Here is a 19,672-nt window from a genome sequence, read left to right as displayed (position 1 = left end):
CCCGGCCGGGTGCGGGTCCGGCTGCGAGGATCAGCGGTGTGCCGGTGCTGAGCCTGGACCATCGTGTGGACGGACCGCCCCGACTCGTCGCGGGGGTGCTGCGCGAATCCGTCTCCTCGGCCCGCGCGGTCGCGCGGGTGGGAGCCCGGTTCACCGCACCGTCGGCGCTGCTCGTGGCCGGGGACGAGATCCGGGTCGCGCTGCCCGGCGGGTTCCCGGCCTGCCGGACCCGGATCACCCGCGCCGGGGCCGACGGGTTGTGGTCGGAGCTGGCGGTGGGATCCGCGGCGGTGCTGCGGCACTCGACCCGGGTCACGCCGGCGGACGGCGGCGGCAGCCACGTCCACGACGAGCTCACCTGGGAGCCGCCCCTCGGCGTGCTCGGCCGCCTCTCCGACCCGGTGCTGCGCCACTACGGGGCGCGGCTGCTCCGGGCCCGGCGCGACGTGCTCGCCGAGCGGGTCGCGGAGCTGGGCCGGGCCGGGGTGGTCGTGGGGGCGGCGATCGTCCGCGACGGCAGGGTGCTCGTCGCCCAGCGCTCCTACCCGTCCGAGCTGGCCGGACGCTGGGAGCTACCCGGCGGCGGCGTCGAGGACGGCGAGAGCGAGCAGCAGGCGCTGGTCCGGGAGTGTGCCGAGGAGCTGGGCGCCCGGGTGGTGGTCGGGGAGCGGCTGGGCACCGACCTGCCGATCGGGCGACGTGTACTGCGGATCCACACCGCCCGGGCGGCGGCCGGCTCCCCGGAGCCGGAGGCCCGCGAGCACCGGGCGCTGCGCTGGGTGGGGTCGCACGAGGTGGCGGCCCTGGGCTGGCTCGACGCCGACCGGGCCGTCGTCGCCGAGCTGGTCGACCTGCTGCGGACCTGACGCGCGGTCCCCGGTGCCGGAACGACGATCACCGCAGGATCGGTGGAACCGATCCGGGCCGGGCGTCGTCCAAGCCGCATGACCCGGAACGCCACCGCCTCCGTCCCGTCCGTTCTCCCGACCGCCGCGCACGGGGCGGCCCGCCGCCGCACGTCGCGCGGCCCCGACCCGCTCGCCCGGCTCGTCGCCGCGCAGGACGGCCTGGTCACCCGGGCCCAGGCGCTGGCCCACGGCCTGTCCACCGACCAGGTCGACCGTAGGCTCGCCGCCCGGCGCTGGATCCCCGTGCACCCCCGCGTGTACCGGCACGCCGCCCACCCGCCGAGCGAGCGGTCCCGGGTCCGCGCCGCCGCACTCTGGGCGGGGGAGGACGCCGTGCTGACCGGGGCCGCCGCGGCCTGGTGGTGGGGGCTGCTCCCGTCCGCACCCGCGGTCGTCACGGTCACCGTGCCGCGCCGGCGGGCTCCGCGGTCGCGGGCGAGGGTCCTCGTCCGGCGCCGTGACCTGGACCCGCGCGACGTCGTCACCCACGACGGGGCGGTCGTCGCCCGGCCCGCGGCCGCGGTGCTGGAGGCCGCGGCCGACCCGTCGGTGCCCGGAGAGGCGCTGCTGGACCACGTGCTCACCACGGGGTCCGTCGACGCGGCCGAGCTGGTCGAGGCGCACGCCCGCAACCTCGGGGCGCACGGGTCGGGCCCGGTCGGCCGGATGCTGGCCGGGGCGTCGCGCCGGGTCGCCGTCCGGGCCCGGCACGGGCTGCGGGCGCTGCTCGCCCACAGGGGCGTGCGGGCCTGGCGCACCGACGTCACCGTGGCCGGGGTGCTGCTCGACCTCGCGTTCCCCGCGGCCCGGCTGGCCGTCGAGGTGCACGACCCGGTCGACGCCGGGACCGGCGCCGACGGCTGCGGCCCCGCGTGGCGGCGGGCCGTGCTGCGCCGGCACGGGTGGCGGACGCTCGTGGTCGGACCGACGGAGCTCCGGCGCCCCGACGAGCTCCTGGACCGCCTCCGCGAGGCCGTGACCGGGCACCCGGCGGGGCCCGGCGGTGCCGCGGGGCGGGCCGCGGGGTGAACGACCGGCGAACGCCACCACACGCGGTGTCACCGGACCCCTCGGACGACTGTGATTCCGGCCATGCCGGCACCGTGCCCCGGACGCGTCCTCGTGGTCCACGGGGTGATCACGGAGGTCGGTCCGGGATCCGGGCGCGCGAAGTCCCGGACCTGCCGGACGACGTCGGCCGGCCTGCGCCGCTCTACCGGACCGGCGGTGCACACGCAACCCGAAGCGCGACGTCGTCGCAGGTCAGCGGGTGATACGTCCGTTCAGTAGATACGCGCGATCTTGATCGCGCGGGTGAGTGCCTTGCCGCTCAGATCGTCCGCACCCGCCTTGCGCAGCCGCAGTGCGACGACCGGACAGCTCTTGCACCGCTTCGGCTTGGACCGGCAGCACTTCTTCTTGACCTTGCCCATGATGAGGTCAGGCTAACCTGCGCCCGGGGCAGGGTGAAGGACTTGCAGCGGATACCGTTGAGGTGTGACCATCCCTCGTTCCGCCTCGGCCCTCGACGCTCGTTCCTCGCTCGAGAGCGACGCCGTGCCCGATCGGGCCGGCCGACCCGAGCTGCGCAACGTCGCGATCGTCGCGCACGTCGACCACGGCAAGACCACGCTCGTGGACGCGATGCTCCGCCAGTCCGGCGCCTTCGCCGAGCGCGCCGAACTCGTCGACCGGGTCATGGACTCCAACGACCTGGAGCGCGAGAAGGGCATCACCATCCTCGCCAAGCACACGGCGGTGAACTGGCACGGCACGACGATCAACGTCGTCGACACCCCCGGCCACGCCGACTTCGGCGGTGAGGTCGAGCGCGGCCTGTCCATGGTCGACGGCGTGGTGCTGCTCGTCGACGCCTCCGAGGGGCCGCTGCCGCAGACCCGCTTCGTGCTCCGCAAGACCCTGACCGCCGGCCTGCCCGTCATGCTCGTGGTCAACAAGACCGACCGCGGCGACGCCCGGATCGCCGAGGTCGTCGATGAGTCCCTCGAGCTGCTGCTCGAGCTGGCCGACGAGCTGGAGCTCGACGAGTCGGTCACCACGCACCTGCTCGACCTCCCGGTCGTCTACGCCTCCGGGCGTGCGGGCAAGGCCTCCCGGATCCGGCCCGCCGACGGTGAGCTGCCGGACTCCGACGACCTCGAGCCGCTCATCGAGACCCTGCTCGACGTCGTCCCGCCGCCCGCCGACGACGTCGACGCCCCGCTGCAGGCGCACGTCACCAACCTCGACGCCTCCAGCTTCCTCGGCCGTATCGCGCTCTGCCGCGTCCGCGCCGGCGTGCTGCGCCGCGGCCAGCAGGTCGCGTGGTGCCGCGAGGACGGCACCACCCCGCGCGTCAAGATCACCGAGCTGCTGCGCACCGAGGCGCTGACCCGCGTCCCCGCCGACGAGGCGCGCGCCGGTGACCTGGTCGCCGTCGCGGGCATCGCCGAGGTCACCATCGGCGACACCCTCGCCGACCCGGAGTCCCCGGTCGCGCTGCCGCGCATCCACGTCGACGAGCCCGCCATCTCGATGACGATCGGCACCAACACCTCGCCGCTGGCCGGCCGCGACCCGCACCCGGGCAAGAAGCTGACCGCCCGCCTGGTGAAGGGCCGGCTCGACGCCGAGCTGGTCGGCAACGTGTCCATCCGCGTGCTGCCGACCGAGCGCCCCGACGCCTGGGAGGTCCAGGGCCGTGGTGAGCTCGCGCTGGCGATCCTGGTCGAGACCATGCGCCGCGAGGGCTTCGAGCTGACCGTCGGCCGCCCGCAGGTGGTCACCAGGACCGTCGACGGGCGTCTCCACGAGCCGTTCGAGCAGCTCTCGGTGGACGTGCCCGAGGACAGCCTCGGCGCCGTCACCCAGCTGCTCGCCGCCCGCAAGGGCGAGATGGGCGACATGGTGCACGGCGACGGCCGGGTCCGGATGGAGTTCCGCGTCCCGTCCCGCGGCCTGATCGGCTTCCGCACCGAGTTTCTGACGATCACTCGCGGCGCGGGAATCGCCAGCCACGTCTTCGACGGCTACGGCCCGTGGGTCGGCGAGATCCGCACCCGGAACAAGGGCTCGCTGATCTCGGACCGGTCCGGGCCCGTCACCCCGTACGCGATCGACCAGCTCGCCGACCGCGGCACGCTGTTCGTCGGGCCGACCACGCTGGTCTACGGCGGGATGGTCGTCGGGGAGTACACCCGCAACGAGGACCTCGAGGTCAACATCACCCGCGAGAAGAAGCTGACCAACATCCGCTCGTCGACCTCCGACGTGCTGGTCAAGCTGATCCCGCCGACGATCCTGAGCCTGGAGCAGTCGCTGGAGTTCTGTGCGACCGACGAGTGCGTCGAGATCACCCCGGAGAACGTCCGGATCCGCAAGATCGAGCTGGACCCGAACCTGCGGGCCCGTGCCCGGTCCCGCGCGAAGGCCGCGGCCAACGCCACGAAGTGACCCGTACGGCCCGTGCGCTGCGGTGTTGCGTATCGGTGAGCAGAGCAAAGCCTCACCGACACACGGCCCCGCTGCGTATCGGTGAGCAGAGCGGAGGCGCCCGCCGGACCCCGTCCGGCGGGCGTGCCCGCCCCGGTGGGGATACTGCGGACGTGAGAGCACGTCGACGCTTCCGGGCGCTCCCGGCGCTCCTGCTGGTCGCCCTGCTGGCGCTGACGGGCTGCGCGGCGGACCCGCAGCCGGCACCCCCGCCGGAGACGAACCGACCGACCGAGCCGGTCACCGCCCCCACCCGGGTGGTGGTGGGCGTCGACGACCTCGGGCCCGGGTTCAACCCGCACCTGCGGTCGGACCAGTCGACGGTCACCACCGCGATCGCGTCGATGACGCTGCCGTCGGTGTTCCGGCCCGACGACCGCGGCGTGCCGCAGCTCGACACGACCGTCGCGACGTCCGCGACGGTCACCTCCCAGAGCCCGTTCACCGTCAGCTACGAGCTCAACCGCGACGCCGGGTGGTCCACCGGCGCCCCGATCGCCGCCGAGGACTTCGTCTACCTCTGGCAGCAGATGCGCAGCCGGCCCAACACGATCGGCGCCGCGGGCTACCGCGAGGTCACCGACGTGCGCTCGCGTGCCGCGGGCAAGGCCGTCGACGTCGTGTTCCGCGAGCCCTACCCGCACTGGCGGGAGCTGTTCGGCAACCTGCTGCCCGCGCACCTGCTCAAGGACGCGCCGGGCGGCTGGACCGCCCCGTTCGCGGGCGGGGTGCCCGCCTCGGGCGGCCCGTTCCGGCTGATGCAGGTCGACCGCCTCCGCGGCGAGGTCCTGCTCGCCCGCAACGACCCGTACTGGGCGACCGCCGCGGTCGTCGACGAGATCATCCTGCGCCGCATCCCGGCGAACTCCCTGCCGACGGCGCTGGAGAGCCAGGGCGTCGACCTCGCCCTGCCCGACGCCCGGCCGGAGATCACCCAGGCCCTCGACGTCCTGGCCCGGGGCCCCAAGCCGCCGACGGTGCAGCGCGGGCCGCGCCCGGCCGTCGAACAGCTGGAGTTCCGCACCACCGACGGCCCGCTGGCCGACCCCCGGGTCCGCGAGGGCATCGCGGCGCTGCTGGACCGCGACGCGATCCGCGAGCGCGTCAACCCCGACGCCGTGGCCGTGAACGCCTTCGGCGCCGCCCCGTCGGACCCCGGCTACGCGCCGACCGCCCCCGCCGGTGCCCCCGGCCGGCCCGATGCGGCGGCGGCCGCGGCCGCGTTCACCGAGGCGGGCTACGTCCGTGGTCAGGACGGCCGGTGGACCCTCGGCGGGCGCCCGCTCGGCGTGGTCATCGGCGCCGGGGCCGAGCGGACCGAGGACGTGAACGTCGCCCGCGTCGTGGCCGAGCAGCTCAAGGCCGGCGGCATCGGCGCCACGATCGTCGCCCCGTCGGCACCGGACCTGCTGACCGACCCGAGCGTCGCCCCGACGACGCCGACCCCGACCACCACCCCCGCCCCGGGCGCGGGCCCGGTCCCCGGCGGCAGCGCCGCACCGGTCACCACGCCCCCGGCGGCCCCGACCACGACGTCGGCCGCCCCGACGACGTCCGGTTCCCCCGACTCCGGGACCCCGGTCGCCGTCGACGTGCTCGTCGCCCCCCGTGCCGCCTACGGCGCGATCGGGCCGCGACTGGACTCCGACTACGGCTGCCCCGCGGACGCGGTGCCCGGCGAGCTGCCGGGGGTGGCCTGCTTCCCCGCGCTGCAGCCGCTGCTCGACGAGCTGCTGGTCGCCGACAGCCCGGATCCGGCCGTCGTCGCCGAGGCCGAGCGGGTGCTGTGGCGCCAGCTGCCCGCGCTGCCCCTGTACCAGGCGCAGGGTCTGGTCGTCAGCAACCCGCAGACCGACGCGGCCACCCGGGTCACGCCCGGCCCGATCGCGACCGGCCCGATGTCGGGCGCCCGGACCTGGGCCGAGCCGGAGGGCTCGGGCGAGCGCCCGACCGGCGACGACGACCCGAACTGACACCGTCGGACGCGTCCGTTCGGACGCACTCCGCTGCTGCACGGTGACGGCGAGTGGTACGTAAGTACCAACTGTGTTTCGGCGTGCATCGAGGGCTGTGCGACGCAACGGTCCCGTTGTTACTGTCCGGTTCGGCTGCGAGCCCGTTACGCCGTTCAATGGTCACCGTTTCGCCACGATCGGCGTCGGACCTCGCTGCTGGAGGGCCGCGATTCCTAGCGTGCCTCCCGACGGGCCCGGCACACATCCGGCGTTCCGTCGCGTCCCGGACGGGTGCGATGACGGCGTGCACCCACGACATCTCGAGAGGCACGGCAGATGAGGGGAAGAAGGGCGGCCGCCTCGGCCATCGCCCTGACCGCGGTCGTGGGGCTCGTCCTCACCGGCTGCAGCCAGCAGAGCAACACGGGGGGCGGCGGCAACACCGCCGCCGGGTTCGAGGAGACCCCTGACCAGCCGGAGGTGCCCGGCAAGCCGGGCGGCACGTTCCGGCTGGCCATCACCGAGCCGACCGCGATCGACCCGTACAACACCCAGGAGTCCGAGGGCACCCTCGTGAACCGGGCGCTCTTCACGGGCCTGATCCGGGTCGAGCCCAACGGCGACGTCTACGACGGCGTGGCCTCGAAGTGGACGCCGAACCAGAACTGCACGCAGTGGGTGTTCGACCTCAAGCCGGACCAGAAGTTCTCCGACGGCGAGGCGCTGAACTCCACCTCGTTCAAGCGGGGCTGGGAGCGCACCGCGGCCAAGGCCTCGGCGTCGGAGGTCTCGTACCACCTCGACGAGGTGCAGGGCTACGACCAGATCCAGGCCGGGACCGCCGACGCGCTGTCCGGCGTGGACGCGACGAACCCGAACCAGCTCAAGGTCACGCTGTCCAAGCCCGACTGCGAGTTCGAGCTGCGGACCTACCACCCGGCGCTGAGCCCGGTCCCCTCCACCGCGGGCGCGGCCGACAACAAGACCTACAACGACCTGCCGATCGGCAACGGCCCGTTCAAGATGGACGGCCCCTGGCAGCACGACCGCGGCATCCGGCTGGTCCGCAACGACGCCTACACCGCGGGGACCAAGGCGAACCTCGACTCCGTCGAGATCACCATCGTCCCGTCCGGCGAGGGCGGCGGCGTCACCGCCGAGTACAACGGCTTCCAGAACGGCCAGTTCGACTGGGCGCGCATGCCGACCCCGGTCCTGAACCAGGCCAAGTCGACCTACGAGCCCCAGGGCAAGTGGCTGAACAAGAAGACCAACGGCAACAACTACCTGCTGGTCTCGGTCACCACCGCGCCGCTGAACAGCGCGGACGCCCGCAAGGCCGTCTCGATGGCGATCGACCGCAACGCGATCGTGCAGGGCGTGCTGCAGAACTCGACCTCGCCGGCCGATGCGCTCATCCCGCCGAACTTCCCGGACGTCTACACACCGGGGGTCTGCACCGCGTGCACCTACAACCCCGACGAGGCGAAGCGGCTCGCGCAGCAGGCCGGTCTCGCCCCCGGCACCGAGGTGAAGCTGCAGTACAACACCGGTGCCGGCCACGAGGAGTGGACCGCGGCGGTCAAGCAGCAGCTCGAGCAGAACCTCGGGCTGAAGGTCACCTACACCGGTGTTCCGTTCCGCGACCTGCTCGACAACGAGCAGCAGCCCGAGGCCTCCGGCCTCTGGCGCGCGGCGTGGAGCGCGGACTACCCGACCCCGGGCAACTACCTGTTCCCGCTGCTGGCCACCCAGTCGATCGGTGCCACCTCGCCGAGCGAGCCTGCCCAGGGCGACAACCGCGGCCGCTACTCCAACCCGGAGTTCGACAAGCTGCTCGCGCAGGCGGCGCAGACCCAGGACGAGGCGGCCCGAAACGACCTCTACAAGCGGGCCGAGAAGATTGCCATCGGCGACGACCTCGCACTGGTCCCGCTCTGGTTCCGCCAGCAGTCCCGCCTGGTCAACACCGAGAAGTTCGGCAACGTGAACATGGACTTCTCCGAGGACCCGACGTTCGACACGATCACCCTCAAGTGACGTCCCGCTGACGCGGCCCGCGTCCCGGAGACCCCGGGACGCGGGCCGTGGTGCGGCGTTCCCACCACACGAAAGTCCGTGCTTCCATGGGCAGATTCATCCTTCGGCGGCTGCTCCAGGGGATCCTGGTCGTCGTCGTCACCGCTTTCCTGATCTTCATCGCGACGTTCTCGCTCGGGGACCCCTTCGCCTCCACCGGGGAGAAGGTCGTCCCGCCCGAGGTCGCCGCGATCAACCGCGCCAAGTTCGGCCTGGACCAGCCGCTGCCGGTCCAGTTCGTGAACTACCTCGGCAACATGGTCACCGGCGACTTCGGTCTCGACTTCGACCAGCGGCGCCCGGTCTCCCAGCTCCTCGCCGAGACCGTCCCGAACACGATCCTGCTCGCCGTCGTCGCGCTGCTGTTCCTCGTCCTGTTCGGGGTGACGGCCGGCGTGATCGCCGCCGTGCGCCGCTACTCGTTCTGGGACGTGTTCGTCACCGTCGTCTCCACCATCGGCATCGGTGTCCCGGTGTTCGTCGTCGCGATCTTCCTCGTCGCGAACGTCTCCGGGGTCGGGCCGTTCCCGCCGGTACCGCGCAGCTTCCTCGAGGAGGTGCCCTGGTACTGGGACGTGATCCTGCCCGCGTTCACCCTCGCCATCATCGAGTCGGCGTTCGTCGCCCGGCTGATGCGGGGGTCGATGCTGGAGGTCCTGCAGGCCGACTACATCCGCACCGCGCGCGCCAAGGGGCTGTCCGAGCGGACGGTCGTCGGCCGGCACGCCATGCGGACGTCGCTGCTGCCCGTCGTCACGTTCGTCGGGCTCACCCTGGGCACCTACATCGGTGGCGCGATCGTCACCGAGACGGTGTTCCAGTACAACGGCGCCGGATTCCTGCTGGCCCGCGCGATCACGAACAACAACGCGCCGGTCATCATGGCGGTGGTCGTCTACAGCGTGGTGGCCTACGTGCTGCTCTCCATGCTCGTCGACATCCTCTACGCCTACCTCGACCCGCGCATCCGCCTGAGCTGACTGAGTGAGGCGATCCCTCGCATGAACCCACCACCCACCCCCGGCGCGCCGGCCACCGATCCGGCCGCCGCGCTCGGCCTGCCGGGCGGCGACCCCGCCGAGGCCGTCACACCGGCGCCCGACGGTCCCCGTCGCGCGCGGTCCAACGGCCAGTTCGCCGAGATCTGGCGGCGCTACCGCCGCAACAGGCTCGCGATGGCCGGGTTGGTCATCGTCGCGTTCGAGATCGTCATGGCGATCATCTCGCCGTTCTCGACGCCCTACGATCCGTTCGAGCAGAACCTGCTCAACACGTTGCAGCCGCCGTCGTCGGCGCACTTCTTCGGCACCGACGTCCTCGGCCGCGACCTGTACTCCGGGATCATCTACGGCGTCCGGCTGGCGATGATCGTCGGTCTGTCCGTGGTGTTCTTCTCCCTCGTCCTCGGGCTGACGCTCGGTGCGCTCGCCGGATTCAAGGGCGGCGCCTGGGACGCGGTCATCGCCCGGATCATCGACATCTTCCTCGCGTTCCCGCCGCTGGTGGGCGCGCTGGTGATCGTCCGTGCGGTCGGCGGCGGGACGCTGCCGGTCGTCATCGCACTCGTCGCACTGGGCTGGATGACGACCGCCCGGCTGATGCGCGGCCAGGTGCTGGCCCTGCGGGAGGCCGAGTACGTCGAGGCGGCCCGCTCGATCGGGGCGGGCACCCGGCGCATCCTGACCCGGCACATCCTGCCCAACGCCGTGGCGCCGGTGCTCGTGTACTCGTTCACCTCGATCGGCGTGGTCGTCGTCGCGATGGCGACCCTGTCCTACCTCGGTGTCGGCGTCCCGCCGGACGTCCCCGAGTGGGGCCGGTTGATCTCGCAGGCGTCCCAGTACCTGTCGGTGCCGGGCAAGAGCTTCCTGTGGATCTTCCCGTCCGCCGCCATCGCGATCACCACGCTGGGCTTCGCGTTCGTGGCCGACGGCCTGCGCGACGCCCTCGACCCCAAGCTGCGCGGGAGGAACTGACCCGTGACCGAGAACCGAAGCGAGCACATGCTCGAGGTCCGCGACCTGCGGGTGCACTTCTCCACCGACGCCGGCGTGGTCAAGGCCGTCGACGGCGTGAGCTGGCACGTCGACCGGGGCGAGACGCTGGCGATCGTCGGCGAGTCCGGCTCCGGCAAGTCGGTGTCGGCGATGAGCCTGATGGGCCTCGTCCCGACCCCGCCCGCGACCTTCCCCAGCGGCGAGGTGCTGCTGGAGGGCCGCTCGCTGCTGACGATGTCGGAGTCCGAGCAGCGCAAGCTGCGCGGCAAGGACATCGCGATGATCTTCCAGGACCCGCTGACCGCACTGAACCCGGTCTACAAGGTGGGCGACCAGATCGCCGAGATGATCCGGGCGCACGACCGGCAGGCCGGCAAGGTCACCGCGCGCCGGCGCGCCGTCGACCTGCTCGGCGAGGTCGGCATCCCGAACCCGGCCGCGCGGGCGTCGCAGTACCCGCACGAGTTCTCCGGCGGGATGCGCCAGCGCGCGATGATCGCGATGGCGCTCGCGAACGACCCGAAGGTCCTGCTGGCCGACGAGCCGACCACCGCGCTCGACGTCACCGTGCAGGCCCAGATCATGAACCTGCTCGAGAAGCTCCAGGAGCAGCGCGAGACGGCGATCGTCCTGATCACCCACGACCTGGGCCTGGTCGCGGCGCACGCCGACCGGATCATGGTGATGTACGCGGGCAGGGTCGTCGAGACCGGGACGAACGACGAGATCTTCGCCGAGCCGCGGCACGCCTACACCTACGGGCTGCTGTCGTCGCTGGCGCGGATGGACCAGGCCCGGCCGGAGAAGCTGGAGCCGATCCCCGGGCAGCCGCCGAACCTCGCGCACGTCCCGTCGGGTTGCGCGTTCCACCCGCGCTGCCGGTTCGCCACGTCGTCCTGCGCGGAGCGGACCCCCGAGCTGGTCCAGCTCACCGACCGGCCCGGGCACCTGCACGCCTGCCTGCACTCCGACGAGGTCGGCGAGGCCGCCGCCACGCCGCGCGAGCCGGTCGTGCCGGGGTCCGAGGCGCACGTCGCCGAGTCGGCGACCGGCGAGCCGATGCTGCGCACCGCGGGGCTGACCAAGTCGTTCCCGATCCGCTCCGGGGTGCTGTTCCAGCGCACCGTCGGCGTGGTGCAGGCCGTCGACGGCATCGACCTGGAGATCCCCGAGGGGCGGACGCTGTCGCTGGTCGGCGAGTCCGGCTGCGGCAAGTCGACCGCGGCCCGGGCGATCCTGCGGCTGCACGAGCCCACCGCCGGCAGCGTGCACATCAACGGCCGCGACGTGACCGCGCTCGGGCAGTCCGAGCTGCGCTCGGCCCGGGAGGACATGCAGATCGTCTTCCAGGACCCGTACGCGTCGCTGAACCCGCGCATGACGGTCCGGTCGATCCTGTCGGAGAAGTACGAGCTGCTCGGCGGCGAGCTCACCGACTCCACGATCCCGGAGCTGCTCGAGACCGTGGGGCTCTCGGCCGAGTACGCCGAGCGCTACCCGCACGAGTTCTCCGGCGGGCAGCGCCAGCGCGTCGGCATCGCCAGGGCGATCGCGCTCAACCCGAAGTTCGTGGTGCTCGACGAGCCCGTCTCGGCCCTGGACGTGTCCATCCAGGCCCAGGTGCTCAACCTGCTCGAGCAGCTGCAGCGCGACTTCGGGCTGACCTACCTGTTCATCGCCCACGACCTGTCGGTCGTGCGCCACATCTCCGACCGCGTCGCGGTGATGTACCTGGGCAACGTCGTCGAGGTCGCCGACCGCGACGACCTGTTCGACCGGCCGCAGCACCCCTACACCCAGGCGCTGATCTCGGCGGTGCCCGTCCCGGACCCGGAGGTCGAGCGGGTGCGGGAGCGGATCGTGCTGACCGGGGACGTGCCCAACCCGGCCGACCCGCCGTCGGGCTGCCGGTTCCGCACCCGGTGCTGGAAGCACCTGGAGCTGTCCGACGCCGACAAGGCGCGCTGCATCGACGAGAAGCCGGTCCTGGAGATCGCGTCCGGCCCGGGGCACCGGGTGGCCTGCCACTTCGCCGAGGAGCGCGCGCTGATGCGGACCTGACCGAGCACGACCCGTCCGAGCAGGACCCCACGGCCACGGCACGCCACCCGGTGCGAAACTGGGTGGCGTGCCGCTGGTTCTGGGGATCGAGACGTCGTGCGACGAGACCGGTGCCGGTCTCGTCCGGGACGGGGTGCTGCTCGGCGAGGGGCTGGCGTCGTCGGCGGACGAGCACGCCCGTTTCGGCGGTGTCGTCCCGGAGGTCGCGGCCCGCGCCCACGTGAGCGCGGTGACGCCGATGGTGCGCGCGGCCGTCGAGGCGGCCGGGGTGTCGCTGTCCGACGTCGACGCCGTCGCCGTCACCGCGGGGCCGGGACTGTCGCCCGCGCTGCACGTGGGCGTCGCGGCGGCCAAGGCGTACGCGGCGGCGCTGGACGTGCCGCTCTACGGGGTGCACCACCTGGCCGGGCACGCCGCCGTCGACGTCCTGGAGCACGGGCCGCTGCCCGACCGCTGCGTCTGCCTGATCGTCTCCGGCGGGCACACCTCGCTGCTGGCGCTGGGCGACCTGGCCCGCGACCCCGTCGAGCACCTCGGCGACACCGTCGACGACGCGGCGGGGGAGGCCTTCGACAAGGTCGCCCGGCTGCTGGGCCTGCCCTACCCGGGCGGTCCGTCGGTCTCGAGGGCCGCACTCGACGGCGACCCGGCCGCGATCGCGTTCCCGCGCCCGATGACCGGCCCGCGCGACGCCGCGTTCGGGTTCTCCTTCTCCGGGCTCAAGACCGCCGTCGCCCGGCACGTCGAGGCCGCCCAGGACGCGGGCCGCGCCGTCCCGGTCCCGGACGTCGCCGCGTCGTTCCAGATGGCCGTCGTCGACGTGCTGGTCCGCAAGGCGCTGCGGGCGTGCGCCGAGCGCGGCGCGGACACCCTGCTCATGGTCGGCGGGGTCGCGGCGAACCGGGTGCTGCGCACCGAGATGGAGCGCGCCTGCGCGGGCGCCGGGATCACCCTGCGGGTGCCCGCGCCCCGGCTGTGCACCGACAACGGCGCGATGATCGCGGCCCTGGGCGACCTGCTGGTCCGCGACGGCGCCGAGCCCGCGGGGCTGGCCGGGACCGCGGTCCCGACCGTCCCGCTGACCGGCGCGACGATCGCGTTCCCCCCCGCTGTGGGGGAGGCGGCGGAGTTCCCGCTGCCGGTCGTCCCCCACACCGCGGCGGGGTCGATCATCGCCCCGTAGGCTCCCCCGGTGCCTGCTAGTCGCCTCCTGCTCGTCCACGCCCACCCGGACGACGAGACCCTGACCACCGGCGGGACCATCGCCCGCTACACCGCCGACCCCGACTGCGAGGTCACCGTGGTGACCTGCACCCTCGGTGAGGAGGGCGAGGTCATCGGTCAGGAGCTGGCCGAGCTCGCCCCGGACCGCGGTGACCAGCTCGGCGGCTACCGCATCCGTGAGCTCGACGCCGCGCTGGCCGCCCTCGGCGGGCCCCGGCACCGCTGGCTCGGCGGCCCCGGGCGCTGGCGCGACTCCGGCATGGTGCTGGCCGGGCACGGCACCCGCGCCGCGCTCCCGCCGGAGCTGCACCCGCGGGCGTTCGCCGCCCCGGAGCCGTTCGGCACCCAGCTCGCCCAGCTCCTGGAGGTCATCGACGAGGTCCGCCCGCAGGTCCTGGTCTCCTACGCCTCCGACGGCAGCTACGGCCACCCCGACCACGTCCGCGCGCACGAGCTCGTCGTCGCCGCGGCGGGTGCGCGCCCGGACGTCGTCGCCAAGCTGTACTTCGCGGTGCGGTCGAGCGCGCTGCTCGACGACGGGCTCACCGAGCTGCTCTCCGCGCTCGGCGGGGACCCGGACCGCACCGGGCTGCGCTGGCCGGAGCCCGACGAGCACCCCGGCCACGACGTCGCCGCCGTCACCACCCGGGTCGACGTCGACGCCCACGACGACGAGCGCGTCGCCGCGATGCGGGCGCACGCCACCCAGATCGACGTCCGCGGCGGCGACGGCTGGGTCGCGTTCGCGATGAGCAACGGCATCGTGCAGCCTCTGCTGGGGGTCGAGGAGTACGTGCTCGCCGGCGCGCCGCCCGGCACGGCGGAGTCGGATCTGTTCGAGGGGGTCGACGGGTGAGCGACGTGACGAGGCTGCCGCTCGCGCTGGTGCTGGTGCTGATCTCGCTGCTGCTGGTGGCCTTCGAGCTGATGTTCCAGATGCTCTACATCGGGCCGGTCCCGGTGCCGCTGGGCACGGTGATCGTGATCGTCTCGCTGCCGTGGCTGATCCACACCACGGCCACCGAGATCCTCCCGACCCCCGCGGGCGCGGCCGCCCCGCTCGTCGTGTGGTTCGCCGCGGTGCTGGTGCTCGGCTTCTTCGGACCGGGCGGGGACCTCCTGCTCCCGGTGAACTGGGAGTCGCTGCTGCTGCTCGTCGCCGGCGCCGTGACCGGCGTCGTGTCGTTCCGCAGGGCGCTCGACCGGCTGGCGGACGGCCGCGACCGAAGGGTGACCCGATGACGATCTCCGACGACGACCTGGTGCGGGTCCTGCGACCGTTCGTGCGGGCCACCCGCCCGGTGCTCGACGGGCTGCGCGAGTCCGACCCGTTCGGGCTGCGGGCCCGGGTGACGCCCGGCCCGGACCTTCCGGAGGACGCGACCGACGAGGAACGCTCGCTGGCCGACAAGATCCTCGACACGCTGGCGTCGGTGAAGGTCCCCGGCACCTCGGCCTGGGCGGCGATGGGCGTCCCCGCCCGCACGGACTGGTGGGTCTACCGGGTCGGCCGGTTCACCACGCTGATCGCCGCGATCCCGGGCCTGGGCGGGGCGCTGGCCCGGACCCTGCCGGTGTCCGACGCCGTCGGCGCGGCGGGCGAGGGGCTGCTGCTCGTCGCGATCGCGGGCGAGCACGGCGTCCGTTCGGAGGACCGGCTCGTCGAGCTGCTGGCGTCGGTGCTGTTCCGCCGCGAGCTCGACCTCGCCGCCCGGGAGCTCACCGCGGCCGAGGACGCCGACGCCGACGCCCGCGCCGACGAGCTCACCGGTGACCTGGCCGGCGACGGCAAGCGGGCCACGCTCAAGCGCGTCGGCAGCGCCGTGTGGCGTCTCGGACGGGCCCTGTGGAGCGTCGAGGACGAGCTCGACAAGCGTCCGCACGGCCGCTTCTACCACCAGTGGCTCGGGCTGCTGCCGGTCGTCGGCGTCGTCGGGAAGTACCTGGGGGAGTGGTCGGGGCTCAAGCGCGCCGCCAAGCAGGCCCGCGCGTGGCTGCTCCACCGCGGGTTCGCCTGAGCCCTGACCGTCCGGTCAGGCCGGATCCCGGGGGACCAGGTAGTGGTAGCGGTGGTGGTCGGTCCAGCCGGTGCCGCGGTAGAGGGCGAGCGCGGCGGTGTTGTCGTCGGCGACGTCGAGCATCCCGTGCCGCGCCCCGTGCGCCGCGCCCCAGGCCAGCGCCTGCCGGGTGAGGCGGGCCGCGAGCCCGCCGCGCCGCGCGGCCGGGACGACCCACAGCCGTGACACGTAGACGTGGGCGTCGACGACGGCGGCGCGCACCGCCGCGACCGGCGTCCCGTCGGTGTCCCGGAGCGTGCCGAACCCGACCTCGACGGGGTCCTTGCTCGTCGCTGTGCTCTGCTCACCGGGACGCAGCACCCCGGTCAGCACCGCCCACGCGGGCGCGCCGGGCCCGGGTTCCGGCTCGCCCTGAGCGGCCCACCAGTCCGCTCCGGGCGTCGCGGGCCACCACGGCGCCGGGCCGTCGGACGCGGCGCGGGTGACGAGCACGGTGCAGGTCCCGGTGCCCTCGGCCCGCACCCAGCCCGCCTCGGCCACCCGGTTCGACCAGGGCGCGTCCACCGGGGCCTGCACCGCCGGGGCGATGCCGTGCCGCCCGGCGAACTCCCGCACCCGCTCCAGGGCGTGCTCGACCGGCGTCCCCGGGTCCCCGAGCGCGAGCGCGGAGTTCGCGCGCCGCGTCCAGCCGCCGGCCGCGCGCAGCAGCCAGCCGCCCAGCTCCTCGACGACCGGTGCCGGCCAGGCCGCCGCCCGCACGCGTTCCAGCCGGTCCACCGCCGCGCGGGACGCCCGCCGGGCCGGGGCGGGCGGCACCTCCCGGACGGCGACGACGGCGTCGCGCCGTACCCGGACCGGCCCCGACCGGGTGTGGACGACGACGGCGTCGGGCCCGTCGGGCTCCAGCTCACCGACCGCGTCGGTCAGTCCGGGGCCCGGTCCGCCCTCCGGCGCGATGCGGTGGCGCAGGGCCACCCGCCGTCCTGCCAGCTCGTCGAGCATGAAGCCGACCACCTCACTCCTGCCCCGCCGGGGGGCGCGGGTTAACCTGCGGGCGTCCCAGTTTGACCGGGCACCCCGCCACCACACGATCTCCGGGTGCCCGCTGCTCCGAGTGGAGGACCACCGAAGTGACCTACGTGATCGCCGAACCCTGCGTCGACCTGCTCGACAAGGCGTGTATCGAGGAGTGCCCGGTGGACTGCATCTACGAGGGTGGACGGATGCTCTACATCCACCCCGACGAGTGCGTCGACTGCGGTGCGTGCGAGCCGGTCTGTCCGGTCGAGGCCATCTACTACGAGGACGACGTCCCCGACCAGTGGGCCGCCTACACCAAGGCCAATGTGGACTTCTTCGACGAGCTGGGCTCGCCCGGCGGCGCCTCGAAGCTCGGCAAGGTCGACCGTGACGTGGAGCCGGCGAAGAGCCTGCCCCCGCAGGAACACGACGAGTGAGCAGGCTCGACCTCCCCGATTTCCCCTGGGACTCGCTGACCGGCGCACGTGAGCGCGCGGCGGCGCACCCGGACGGCATCGTCGACCTGTCGGTCGGCACCCCGGTGGACCCGGTCCCCGGGGTGCTGCGCGACGCGTTGGCCGGGCCGGCCGCCGCGGAGCCCGGCTACCCGACGACGCACGGCCCGGCGTCGCTGCGCGAGGCGGTCGTCGCCTCGCTGCAGCGGCGCTTCGGCGTGTCCGGGGTCGACCCGGCCGCGGTGGTGCCCACGATCGGCTCCAAGGAGCTGGTCGCGTGGCTGCCGACGCTGCTGGGCCTCGGTGCGGACGACACCGTCGTCATCCCGGAGCTGGCGTACCCGACCTACGAGGTCGGGGCGCGGCTGGCGGGGGCCGGGCACGTCCGGTCCGACGGCCTCACCGCCGCGGGTCCGGCCCGGGTCCGGCTGGTGTGGCTGAACTCGCCGTCGAACCCGACCGGCCGGGTCCTACCGGTCGAGCACCTGCGCAAGGTCGTGACCTGGGCACGGGAGCGGGGCGCGGTCGTCGCGTCCGACGAGTGCTACCTCGGGCTGCCCGGCGACGCCGACCCGGCGCCGCGGTCGGTGCTGCACCCCGATGTCTGCGACGGCGACACCACCGGGCTGCTGGCGGTCCACTCGCTGTCGAAGGTGTCGAACCTGGCCGGGTACCGCGCCGGGTTCGTCGCGGGGGACCCGGCGCTGGTGTCGGGCCTGCTGGAGGTCCGCAAGCACGCGGGCATGATCGTGCCGCGTCCGGTGCAGGCCGCGCTGGAGGCGGCCGTCTCCGACGACGCGCACGTCGCCGAGCAGGCCGCCCGCTACGACGCCCGTCGTACCCGCCTGCGGGCCGGGCTGGAGAAGGCCGGGCTGAGGATCGAGCACTCGCAGGCCGGGCTCTACCTGTGGGCGAGCGCGGACGAGCCGTGCCGCCAGACCGTGGACCGGCTCGCCGGCCTGGGGATCCTCGTCGCTCCCGGCGAGTTCTACGGTCCCGCGGGCGCCCGGCACGTCCGGGTCGGGCTGACCGCGCCGGACGAGCGGATCGACGCCGCGGTCGAGCGGCTCGGCGCGGCCTGAACCCCACGGTCGTTGCGATGAGCAAGGACCCCGGGAGAGGATCGGCCCGGTAGCGACGACGCCGGCGCAGCGATCCGGTGGACCCGGCAGGCGAAGGAGCCGTCGAATGCAGGCACCGCGTCCCGGCGGCCCGGGTTCGCCCGGTGGCGCCGGACCCGAGGCCCCCGTGGCCCGGTCCCGGCCGGTCGTCCGGCCCGCGCTGGTCCTGCTCGGGGTGCTCGCGCTCGCGGTCAACCTGCGGGCCGGACTCGCCGGGTACCCGCCGCTGCTGGAGACCGCGCGGGCCGACCTCGGGATCGGGGCGGGCGCGGCCGGGCTGGTGCAGGCCGGTGCGGTGCTGATGATGTCGGCGGGCTCGTTCGGCGCCGCCGCCGTCGCCGCCCGGGTCGGTCGTGAGCGGCTGCTCGGTGTCGCCGTGGCGACGATCGGGGTGGGTAGCCTGCTGCGGTCGGTCGTGGCGCTGCCCACGCTCGTCGGCGGCTCGGTGCTGGTCGGGCTCGGCATCGGGGTGTCCGGGGTGCTGCTCACCGGGGTCGTGAAGGAGCACCTGGCCGAGCGGGCGGGCGCGGTGACGGGCGCCTACGTCGTCTCGATGATGATCGGCGCGACGGTCGCCTCCGCCGTCGCGGTGCCCCTGGCCGTCGCCCTGGGCAGATGGTCCTTCTCGCTCGCGGTGTGGGCCGTGCCCGCGGTGCTCGCCGTCGCGGTGTGGGCGCCCGTCGCGAGCCGTATCGGTTCTGCCCGTCGGGAGCCCACGGACGCACCGGGAACGGCCGACGACGGCCCGTCGGTCGCCGAGGAGGTCCGGGTCCGCCACGACCCGTTCGCCCGCCGCATCGCCTGCTACCTGGCGGGCTCGTCGACGATCTTCTACGGCTGGCTGACCTGGCTGTCCCCGTTCTACGAGTCGCAGGGCTGGTCACCGCAGGCGGCCGGGCTGCTCCTCGCGGCGTGGAGCATCGCCCAGATCCCGGCGGCCCTGCTGTTCCCGGCCGCGGCCGAGCGACGACGCCGGTGGCGGTTCTGGGCGGCGCTCACCGTGGTCAGCTCGGCCGCCGGGACGCTCGGGGTGCTGCTGGCCCCCGCACCGGGGACGCCGCTTCCGTGGCTGTGGGCGGTCCTGATCGGCATCGGCGTCGGCGCCGGGTTCCCGCTGGGGCTGACGGTGATCGCCTGGCGGACGCCGACCCCCGCCCGCAGTGCCGCCGTCAGCGGTTTCGGGCTCGGGATCGGCTACTTCGCCGCCGGGGTCGGACCGCTGGTGATGGGCGTGGTCATCGACGCCGCCGGGTTCCCGCCCGCGATCGCGCTGCTCCTGCTCGGCGCCGTCCTGCAGGGCGTCGCCGTCGCCCGGATCGGGGACCGTCCGCGCTGAGCGCGT

17 protein-coding genes are annotated in these 19,672 nt (G+C 74.1%); 15 read left to right on the top strand and 2 right to left on the bottom strand.

The genetic code is table 11. From position 1 onward, the window contains the following. The first annotated feature begins 38 nt into the window (after positions 1–38). Both WHI96_RS19110 and WHI96_RS19105 read left to right on the top strand, forming a co-directional pair. Positions 39–866 (top strand): NUDIX domain-containing protein, encoded by an 828-nt coding sequence (locus WHI96_RS19110; RefSeq protein ID WP_345640867.1) that lies wholly within the window; start codon positions 39–41, stop codon positions 864–866. A gap of 78 nt (positions 867–944) precedes the next feature. Then, a complete protein-coding gene (locus tag WHI96_RS19105; RefSeq protein ID WP_345640870.1) occupies positions 945–1,937 on the top strand; it encodes a type IV toxin-antitoxin system AbiEi family antitoxin in 993 nt (330 codons plus the stop codon). Between the two features lie 254 nt (positions 1,938–2,191). Here the strand turns inward: WHI96_RS19105 and WHI96_RS19100 are convergent, their stop codons facing one another. Continuing rightward, entirely contained in the window at positions 2,192–2,341 is a 150-nt protein-coding gene (locus WHI96_RS19100; RefSeq protein ID WP_020626377.1) for a hypothetical protein, read from the bottom strand. A gap of 124 nt (positions 2,342–2,465) precedes the next feature. On the opposite strand from WHI96_RS19100, the gene typA reads away from it, so the two are divergent. The 10 genes from typA (at position 2,466) to WHI96_RS19050 (ending at position 15,734) form a co-directional block, all read left to right on the top strand. Then, the gene (gene typA, locus WHI96_RS19095; RefSeq protein ID WP_345641009.1) at positions 2,466–4,361 is read left to right on the top strand and encodes a translational GTPase TypA; all 1,896 of its coding nucleotides are present in this window, start codon (positions 2,466–2,468) and stop codon (positions 4,359–4,361) included. Between the two features lie 152 nt (positions 4,362–4,513). Further along, positions 4,514–6,373, top strand: coding sequence for an ABC transporter substrate-binding protein (locus tag WHI96_RS19090; RefSeq protein ID WP_345640873.1), 1,860 nt, complete (start codon positions 4,514–4,516; stop codon positions 6,371–6,373). Between the two features lie 318 nt (positions 6,374–6,691). Then, positions 6,692–8,395 (top strand): peptide ABC transporter substrate-binding protein, encoded by a 1,704-nt coding sequence (locus WHI96_RS19085; RefSeq protein WP_345640877.1) that lies wholly within the window; start codon positions 6,692–6,694, stop codon positions 8,393–8,395. An 86-nt stretch (positions 8,396–8,481) separates the two neighbouring features. Continuing rightward, positions 8,482–9,414, top strand: coding sequence for an ABC transporter permease (locus WHI96_RS19080; RefSeq protein WP_345640880.1), 933 nt, complete (start codon positions 8,482–8,484; stop codon positions 9,412–9,414). Between the two features lie 21 nt (positions 9,415–9,435). Next, positions 9,436–10,410, top strand: a complete 975-nt coding sequence (locus tag WHI96_RS19075) for an ABC transporter permease (protein ID WP_345640883.1) — start codon at positions 9,436–9,438, stop codon at positions 10,408–10,410. A 3-nt stretch (positions 10,411–10,413) separates the two neighbouring features. Next, a complete protein-coding gene (locus WHI96_RS19070; protein WP_345640886.1) occupies positions 10,414–12,492 on the top strand; it encodes an ABC transporter ATP-binding protein in 2,079 nt (692 codons plus the stop codon). 67 nt (positions 12,493–12,559) lie between these two features. Next, positions 12,560–13,675: a tRNA (adenosine(37)-N6)-threonylcarbamoyltransferase complex transferase subunit TsaD gene (tsaD, locus tag WHI96_RS19065; RefSeq protein ID WP_345640888.1), complete on the top strand. Its 1,116-nt coding sequence runs from the start codon at positions 12,560–12,562 to the stop codon at positions 13,673–13,675. A gap of 9 nt (positions 13,676–13,684) precedes the next feature. Further along, entirely contained in the window at positions 13,685–14,572 is an 888-nt protein-coding gene (gene mshB / locus WHI96_RS19060; protein WP_345640890.1) for an N-acetyl-1-D-myo-inositol-2-amino-2-deoxy-alpha-D-glucopyranoside deacetylase, read from the top strand. Beyond that, the gene (locus WHI96_RS19055; protein WP_345640892.1) at positions 14,569–14,958 is read left to right on the top strand and encodes a hypothetical protein; all 390 of its coding nucleotides are present in this window, start codon (positions 14,569–14,571) and stop codon (positions 14,956–14,958) included. Before mshB ends, WHI96_RS19055 begins: the two co-directional genes overlap by 4 nt. Further along, a complete protein-coding gene (locus WHI96_RS19050; RefSeq protein WP_345640894.1) occupies positions 14,955–15,734 on the top strand; it encodes a hypothetical protein in 780 nt (259 codons plus the stop codon). The genes WHI96_RS19055 and WHI96_RS19050 overlap by 4 nt, the downstream gene beginning before the upstream one ends. A 15-nt stretch (positions 15,735–15,749) precedes the next feature. On the opposite strand, the gene WHI96_RS19045 is transcribed toward WHI96_RS19050, so the two are convergent. Continuing rightward, positions 15,750–16,748: a GNAT family N-acetyltransferase gene (locus WHI96_RS19045; RefSeq protein ID WP_345640897.1), complete on the bottom strand. Its 999-nt coding sequence runs from the start codon at positions 16,746–16,748 to the stop codon at positions 15,750–15,752. A 116-nt stretch (positions 16,749–16,864) separates the two neighbouring features. Here WHI96_RS19045 and fdxA point away from each other — a divergent pair, with 116 nt between their 5' ends. The 3 genes from fdxA to WHI96_RS19030 all read left to right on the top strand — a co-directional run bounded on the left by fdxA (position 16,865) and on the right by WHI96_RS19030 (position 19,666). Further along, on the top strand, positions 16,865–17,191 hold the full coding sequence (gene fdxA / locus WHI96_RS19040) for a ferredoxin (RefSeq protein WP_020626080.1): 327 nt from the start codon (positions 16,865–16,867) through the stop codon (positions 17,189–17,191). After that, positions 17,188–18,291 carry a succinyldiaminopimelate transaminase gene (gene dapC / locus WHI96_RS19035; RefSeq protein WP_345640899.1) on the top strand — a complete coding sequence of 368 codons (1,104 nt, stop codon included), beginning with the start codon at positions 17,188–17,190 and terminating at the stop codon, positions 18,289–18,291. The genes fdxA and dapC overlap by 4 nt, the downstream gene beginning before the upstream one ends. Before the next feature lie 106 nt (positions 18,292–18,397). After that, positions 18,398–19,666 carry an MFS transporter gene (locus tag WHI96_RS19030; RefSeq protein WP_345640901.1) on the top strand — a complete coding sequence of 423 codons (1,269 nt, stop codon included), beginning with the start codon at positions 18,398–18,400 and terminating at the stop codon, positions 19,664–19,666. Positions 19,667–19,672 lie beyond the last annotated feature (6 nt).

The sequence above is a fragment of the Pseudonocardia tropica genome (assembly GCF_040105315.1).
In the GTDB taxonomy this organism is placed as follows: Bacteria; Actinomycetota; Actinomycetes; order Mycobacteriales; family Pseudonocardiaceae; genus Pseudonocardia; species Pseudonocardia alni.
This window is presented reverse-complemented; position numbering and strand designations above follow the sequence as displayed.